The 6,936-nt window shown below is 70.4% G+C and carries 5 protein-coding genes and 2 tRNA genes; 4 read left to right on the top strand and 3 right to left on the bottom strand.

What is annotated here, in order from left to right:
* Nucleotides 1-318: 318 nt before the first annotated feature.
* On the bottom strand, nucleotides 319-1,635 hold the full coding sequence (locus VGD93_RS03775) for a TolC family outer membrane protein (RefSeq protein WP_395009332.1): 1,317 nt from the start codon (nucleotides 1,633-1,635) through the stop codon (nucleotides 319-321).
* A 188-nt stretch (nucleotides 1,636-1,823) separates the two neighbouring features.
* Nucleotides 1,824-2,486 carry a protein-L-isoaspartate O-methyltransferase family protein gene (locus tag VGD93_RS03770; RefSeq protein ID WP_395009330.1) on the bottom strand — a complete coding sequence of 221 codons (663 nt, stop codon included), beginning with the start codon at nucleotides 2,484-2,486 and terminating at the stop codon, nucleotides 1,824-1,826.
* 267 nt (nucleotides 2,487-2,753) lie between these two features.
* On the opposite strand from VGD93_RS03770, the gene VGD93_RS03765 reads away from it, so the two are divergent.
* From VGD93_RS03765 to VGD93_RS03750, 4 genes are all read left to right on the top strand, one after another.
* Nucleotides 2,754-2,827 (top strand) — tRNA-Cys (locus tag VGD93_RS03765).
* 61 nt (nucleotides 2,828-2,888) lie between these two features.
* The gene (locus tag VGD93_RS03760) at nucleotides 2,889-4,100 is read left to right on the top strand and encodes a benzoate/H(+) symporter BenE family transporter (protein WP_395009328.1); all 1,212 of its coding nucleotides are present in this window, start codon (nucleotides 2,889-2,891) and stop codon (nucleotides 4,098-4,100) included.
* The gene (locus VGD93_RS03755) at nucleotides 4,097-4,750 is read left to right on the top strand and encodes an NTP transferase domain-containing protein (RefSeq protein ID WP_395009326.1); all 654 of its coding nucleotides are present in this window, start codon (nucleotides 4,097-4,099) and stop codon (nucleotides 4,748-4,750) included. Before VGD93_RS03760 ends, VGD93_RS03755 begins: the two co-directional genes overlap by 4 nt.
* A 67-nt stretch (nucleotides 4,751-4,817) precedes the next feature.
* A tRNA-Asn gene (locus VGD93_RS03750) sits at nucleotides 4,818-4,893 on the top strand.
* 58 nt (nucleotides 4,894-4,951) lie between these two features.
* On the opposite strand, the gene cysN is transcribed toward VGD93_RS03750, so the two are convergent.
* Nucleotides 4,952-6,844, bottom strand: a complete 1,893-nt coding sequence (gene cysN / locus VGD93_RS03745) for a sulfate adenylyltransferase subunit CysN (RefSeq protein ID WP_395009324.1) — start codon at nucleotides 6,842-6,844, stop codon at nucleotides 4,952-4,954.
* Nucleotides 6,845-6,936: the final 92 nt, after the last annotated feature.

Raw genomic sequence — 6,936 nt, 5'->3', positions numbered from 1 at the left:
CGGGCTGTGCCGGCTGCGGCGCCCGGGCCGGGGCCGGGGCCGCGCCCAGCGGTGCCAGCGCCGGAGCGACAGCCGCATCGTCGTCGGCGATGATCTGCCGGATGGACGACAGGATTTCGTCCATCGAAGGCTCCTTGGGCGCAGGCTTGTTCATCGATGCCTCACATCACGACGCGGTCGATCCGGGCTACGCCCCTGATTCGTCAGGAAACACTGTAAACAAAGGGTGTGCGCGTTGGGAACCGAGAGCGGCCGTCGCGGCCGCGTCTTCCACTGGAGTCTGGGGTGTCCGGACGGCCGGACCGACCCGCGGCGCGCCTATTCGTCGACGGCGCGCAACTCCTGCCAGATGTCCTCGACCTTGGCCGTATAGGCCTCGCCCGACTTCACCTCAACATTGAGCTTGAGGTCGATCGGGTTCAGCCGGCCGGCGGCGGCGAGCAGCGCGAACTGGGCGATCGTCTTCTGCGACGTCGCCGTGATCAGCTGCTCGCGCGCGCTCACCAGTTCCGCCTGGGCATTGAGCACGTCCAGCGTCGTGCGCTGGCCCACGTCACGCTCCTGGATGGTGCCCTCCACCACCAGCTGGCCGGAAGCGACGGACGAGCGCGCCGCCTCGATCTGGGCGGTCGCGGTCTGCACCGTCGACCACGCGGTGATCGCCGATTCGCGGACGAGGTCACGGGTCGAGAGCGCATCGACCTCGGACTTGATCTGCTCGATATTCGCCTTGCGCATGGAGGCGCCCAGCGCCCCGCCGGCATAGAGCGGAATGGTCAGCTGCAGCCCGACCGAGGCCGAGAGCACCGGGTCGGCGCTGCCCTTGCCGTTCGCGCCGAGCGAGCCGGTCAGGCCGAGCTTGGGGCCGAACCCCGCCCGCGCCGCATCGACGCCGGCCATCGCGGCGCGGATCTGGGCGCGCGTCGTCAGGATCGCGGGGTGACGCTCGTCGGCGGAAGCGATGACGCTGTCGAGGCTCGGGGGCAGCAGGCGGCTGATGTCGAAGCCGTTGGTGAGGTTCCTGGGCTTGTGCCCCACCCAGCGGTGATAGGTCGCCTGGCTCGTCTGCAGGCTCGCAATCGCCGCCTTGTAGGACGCGACGGCGGCGGCGAGCCGGGTCTCGGCCTGCGACACGTCGATCTTGGTGCCCTCGCCCAGCCGCAGCCGCTCCTTGGCGGAGTCCAGCTGCGCCTGGTAGAAGGCAACGGTCTCCTCGCGCAGCTTGACCAGTTGGCTGTCCTTGATGACGTTCATGTACGCCGTCACGACCTGCAGCAGGACGGTCTGCTCCTCGTTGCGGAGCATGTACTCCGCCAGTTCCGCGCCGGCTCTGGCCTTCTCGATTTCGGATTCGGTCTTGTAGCTGTCGAACAGGTTCTGCTCGTAGCCCAGGCTCAGGCCGTAGCTCGGGGTCGTGCTGGATATCCCGGACGTGACCGTCCAGGTATTCTGGACGGTGCCCTGCAGGCCGATCTTGGGCAGTTTGCCCGCCTTGCTCAGGGCGATGTTCTCCGCCGAGGACTTGACGCCCAGCAGCGCCGACATGAGGTCCGGGTTGTTGACATAGGCGCTCTCGAGCGCCTGGCGCAGAGACTCCGCCTGCGCCGCCGCCGGCAACAGGGCAAGCGCAACCACCAACGCGCCCGCGCGCAACGACCTTAGAGCATACATGGCCACGACCTCCGACCCCGGCGACACTATGCCGGCCACGTGGGGTTAACAACCGGAACGGACAAGAGTTACCGGCCTTTGCCCATGGATTCGCTCCGGCCCGTGCTGCTGCGGCAACACTCCTGAACCCGCGGTCAGTAACGCTTGGGGGCTCAGAACACGAACGGCTCGGGAGCCTCCCGGTCGGCCAGCGGCGGCAGGGTGCCGTCGAAATCGGCCCGCGCCGCGACCTCCTTGCCCGATTTGACGAACAAGTTGGCGACTGCGGCGGGCCCCTTGCGCACCAGCGCCACCAGCCGGCCGCCATCGGCGAGCCGGGCGAACAGGTCCTCCGGGACGACGTCGACCGTCCCCTCGACGATGACGACGTCGAAGTGGCCGCTTGCCGCCGGCGCCTCCGCCAGCGGCGGCTCGACGATCGCGGCATTGGCGATGCCGAGCGCCGCGAGGTTCTCCCGGGCCTGGGCGGCGAGTTCGGGATGCTCCTCGACCCCGACCACTTCGGCGGCAAGCGCCGCCAGTACCGCCGTCGAGTAGCCGGTGCCGCAGCCCAGGTCCAGCACACGGTCCTGCGGTTCCACACCGGCCAGTTGCACCAGCCGGGCGAACGGCGCGGGAGCCGGCAGGGCGCGCCGGGAGCGGCCCGGCTGCAGCGGGTGCTCGCCGTCGATATAGGCCAGGGGCCGGCGCTCTTCCGGCACGAATCGCTCGCGGGGCACCTGCCCCATTGCCACCAGCAGCCGCTTGTCGCTGACATTGCTGGTGCGCAACTGGCTCTCCACCATGACTTTGCGGGCGCGCTCGAAATCGATCATCTTGTTGTGGTCCTCGGGCGGGTCTGACGCTGCCTGGGGTGCGTCCGGGAAAGGTACGAAGCGGTTTTCCGGTTCGGCGCCGTGTTGCGAGAGCTCGCAGCACTTGTTCCGATCCCGTCGGGACAAATGCTCTAGCGCTCCGGCGGCAGCGCGACAAGCCCGGCGGCGCCCCGCGACAAAGCGCGCCGGCCCGCCGGCCGCTCGCGCCGCGCGCGACAATTCTTGCCTTGCGGGAGCCTTTCGTATAGCAACCGCCGAGGTTGGCGAGGCCACGTGGCGGAGTGGTTACGCAGCGGATTGCAAATCCGTGTATTCCGGTTCGATTCCGGACGTGGCCTCCAACCTCCGGTTCGACGCAGTAAGCCTTCGGCATCCGCCAGCCCGGAACCCAGCCCCTTGCGCTTGTCCACCGCCCAAACCTTCGCCGCGACGCCCGGAGTGCTGCAGCCGGTCATCGCCGGCGTGCTGGCGGCCATCGTGGGGTATGCCAGCACCTTCCCGCTGCTGCTCGCCGGCTATGCGGCGGCCGGCGCCTCGCCGGCACAGGCGGAATCGGGTCTGTTCGCCATCTGCCTCGCCGTCGGCGCCCTCAACATCGTCGCCTCGTGGCGCCTCAGGGTGCCGTTGAGCTTCGCCTGGTCGACGCCCGGCGCGGCTTTCCTGCTCACCGTCGGCGCGCCGGCCGGTGGCTATCCCGCCGTTGTCGGCGCCTTCCTGATGACGGCGGCGCTGATCGTGCTCGCCGGCCTGTGGCGGCCGTTTGCACGCGCGGTGGCGGCCATCCCCGGAAGCATCGCCAATGCCATGCTGGCCGGAATCCTGCTCACCCTCTGCCTCGCACCGCTCCGGGCCGTCGCCGAGTTGCCGACGCTCGCCTTGCCGATCGTGCTCAGTTGGGCCGTCGCGCTCCGCTTCGCGCGCCGCTACGCGGTGCCGATCGCCGTCGCCGTCACCGCCGCCATCCTGGCACTGACCGCCGATGTCGCCACAGGCAGCGTCGCGGCCGGATGGCCCACGCTGGTGCCCGTGCTCCCCGTCTTCACCGTCGATGCCTTCATCCGCATCAGCCTGCCGCTGTTCATCGTCACCATGGCCTCGCAGAACCTCCCCGGGCTCGCGGTGATGCAGGCCAACGGCTATGCCGTGCGCCCGGCCCCCCAATTCGTCGCCACCGGGGCGGCCAGTGCCGGGGTCGCCCTCTTCGGCGCCCATACCGTCAACCTCGCGGCAATCACTGCGGCCATCTGCGCCGGCCCCGAAGCGCATCCCGATCCAGCCCGCCGCTGGGCAGCCCCGGTGGCGGCGGGCTGGACCTATGTCGCCCTCGGCCTTCTCGCCGGCCTCGCCGCCGGCTTCATTGCCGCCTCGCCGCCGGTGCTGATCCAGGCGGTCGCGGGGCTGGCCCTGCTGTCGAGCCTCGGCGCGTCGCTGGGCAACGCCCTCGCCGACGAGGAGCAGCACCTGCCGGCGGTCGTGACCTTCGTCACCGCCGCCTCCGGCATCACCGTACTCGGCGTCGGCGCGGCGTTCTGGGGGGTAGTGGCGGGCATCGCCTTGCTGCTGCTGCACCGCCCCCGTCCCGTCCGCGCCGCGCCGCCGGAACCGTCGGAATGACGGCGCCGGACGTCGTGGCGGTGATTCTCGCCGGCGGCAGGGGCGAGCGGCTCGGGGGCGCCGTCAAGGCCAATATCGAGATCGGCGGCATGCCCCTCCTCGCCCGCGTCACCGCGGCCCTCGGCGACGGCGTCGCCGCCCTGCTCGTGGCACATGGCCCGCATCCCCCCGCGACCCTGGCCTTGGCGGCGCGGCATATCCCCATCCCCGACCTGCCGGCCGACTATGGCGGGCCGCTCGCCGGCCTCGCCGCGGCCGCCGCCTGGTGCGCGCAGCAGCACCGCGCGCCGCGCTACATTCTGTCCGTGGCCGTCGACACGCCGTTCTTCCCGCACGACTTCCTGCCGCGGGCCCTCGTCGCGATGGAGCCCCGCCTGCCGGGCGTCTTCGCCCGCTGCGGCGGGCAGGACTATCCCACCGACGCCCTGTGGCGCTTCGCCAGCATCGCCGCCCTCCCCGGCGAGGTGTTCGCCGGCACGGCACCGCGCAGCCTGCGGCGCTACGCCGCCGCTATCGGGGCCGTCGCGCTGGACTGGCCGGCCGGGCCGGACGGCGATCCCTTCGCCAGCCTCAACACGCCGCAGGACCGCGTTGCGCTCGCGGCGCGGGCCGCCCTTGCACCGCCGCCCGCGGCTCCCCATAAAAGATGACAGTTCGGGCTTGGCAAAGGAAATCAAACCCGCTACACGGTCGCTGCCTCGCAGGAGGCTGTCGTGTTCCGCGATAGCTCAGTTGGTAGAGCAAGCGGCTGTTAACCGCTGGGTCGTAGGTTCGAGTCCTACTCGCGGAGCCATTTCATCCCAATGGCTTAGCCCAATCCCCCGATCATCGACGAGCTGGCGCTTCCCGCCTCAGCCGAACAGCCGCCCGTAGAGCGCGTCGGCGAGCGCGGCCGGTTCCTCCTCGCCGCCATGCAGCACGATGTCGGCCCGCTCCGGCGGCTCGAACGGGCTGTCGATGCCGGTGAAGTTCCTGATCTCGCCGCGCCGCGCCCGGGCGTACAGCCCCTTGGGGTCGCGCGCCTCGCACACGGCCAGCGGGGTGTCGACCCAGACCTCGGTGAAGCGGACGTCGCCGGCGATCTCGCGCGCCAGCCGCCGCTCGTTGCGGAACGGGGAGATGAACGAGACGAGGACGATCAGCCCGGCATCCGCCATCAGCCGCGCCACCTCGGCGACGCGCCGGATGTTCTCGACGCGGTCGGCCTCGGTGAAGCCGAGATCCTTGTTGAGCCCGTGCCGGACATTGTCGCCGTCGAGGATGTAGGCGTGCTTGCCCTCCGCCGTCAGCCGCTTCTCGACGAGGTTGGCGATGGTCGACTTGCCCGAGCCCGACAGCCCGGTGAACCACACGATCGCCGGCTCCTGCCGCTTCATCTCGGCGCGCACCTGCCGGTTCACGTCGAAGCTCTGGTAGGAGAGGTTCTGCGCCCGCCGCAGGCCGAAATCGATCACCCCCGCCCCCAGCGTGGCGTTGGAGATGCGGTCGATGAGGATGAACGAGCCCGTATGGGGGTTGTCGCCGTAAGGGTCGAACGCCACCGGCTTGTCGAGCGCCAGCGTGACGGTGCCGACCTCGTTGAGTTCGAGCTTGGTTGCAGCCGTCCGCTCCAGCGTATTGACGTTGGTGCGGAACTTGATCGCGGTGAGGGTGCCCGGGACCGTCTGCGCGCCGACCTTGACGAGGTAGGAACGGCCGTGGAACGCCGGGTCCTCGTGCATCCATACCAGCCGCGCCTGGAACTGGTTGGAGACCTCCGGCGTCTCGCCGGGGCGGGTCAGCACGTCCCCGCGCGCCACGTCGACCTCGCGGTCGAGCACCAGCGTCACGGCCTCGCCGGCGATGGCCTCGGCGCGGTCGCCGTCCATGGTGACGATGCGGCTGACGCTGGCCGGCTGGCGCGAGGCGGCGACCACGAGTGCATCGCCGACGCGGACGACGCCGGACGCCACCGTGCCCGCAAAGCCGCGGAAATCGTGGCCGGCGCGGTTCACCCACTGCACCGGGAAGCGCAGCTTGCCGGCGGCGTGATCCTCGGCGACCTCGATCTGCTCGAGATAGGGCAGCAGCGCCGGCCCCGGGTACCACGGCGTGTGCGGGCTCGCCCCCACGATGTTGTCGCCCCTCAGCGCCGACACCGGGATCGCCTGGACGCTGGCGAAGCCGAGGCTGGCGGCGAACGGCCGGTACTCGTTCTCGATGGCCTCGAACACGGCACGGTCGTAGCCGACGAGGTCGATCTTGTTGACCACCAGCACCACGTGCCGGACGCCGATGAGCGAGAGGATGAACGAGTGCCGCCGCGTCTGCGTCAGCAGCCCCTTGCGCGCGTCGACCAGCAGCAGCGCCAGGTCGGCATTGGAGGCGCCGGTTGCCATGTTGCGGGTATACTGCTCGTGCCCGGGCGTGTCGGCGACGATGAACTTGCGCCGCTCGGTGGCAAAGAAGCGGTAGGCGACGTCGATGGTGATGCCCTGCTCGCGCTCGGCGGCGAGGCCGTCGACGAGCAGCGAGAAGTCGATGCCCTCTTCGCCCGTGGTGCGGTTGCGGCTCTCCTTGCGCAGCGCGTCGAGCTGGTCGTCGAGGATGAGCCGGCTGTCGTAGAGCAGCCGCCCGATCAGGGTCGACTTGCCGTCATCCACCGACCCACAGGTGAGAAAGCGCAGCAGGTCCTTGCGCGCTTGCTGCGCCAGCCACAGGTCGAGGGCGGTGTCGGGCGCGGGTATCGCGGTCACGCTAGACATCCCTGCCGCCCCCGGCGCAGTGGCCCTCCGCCCCCTCCCCAGCCCTCCGCAAGGGGAGGGTGTCCGATCGAGTCCGTGGCACCATGCAGTCC

The sequence above is a fragment of the Devosia sp. genome, assembly GCF_036406155.1.
GTDB lineage: Bacteria > Pseudomonadota > Alphaproteobacteria > Rhizobiales > Devosiaceae > Devosia_A.
The sequence above is the reverse complement of the archived record's forward strand: the minus strand, read 5'-3'. Positions and strand labels throughout refer to the sequence as shown.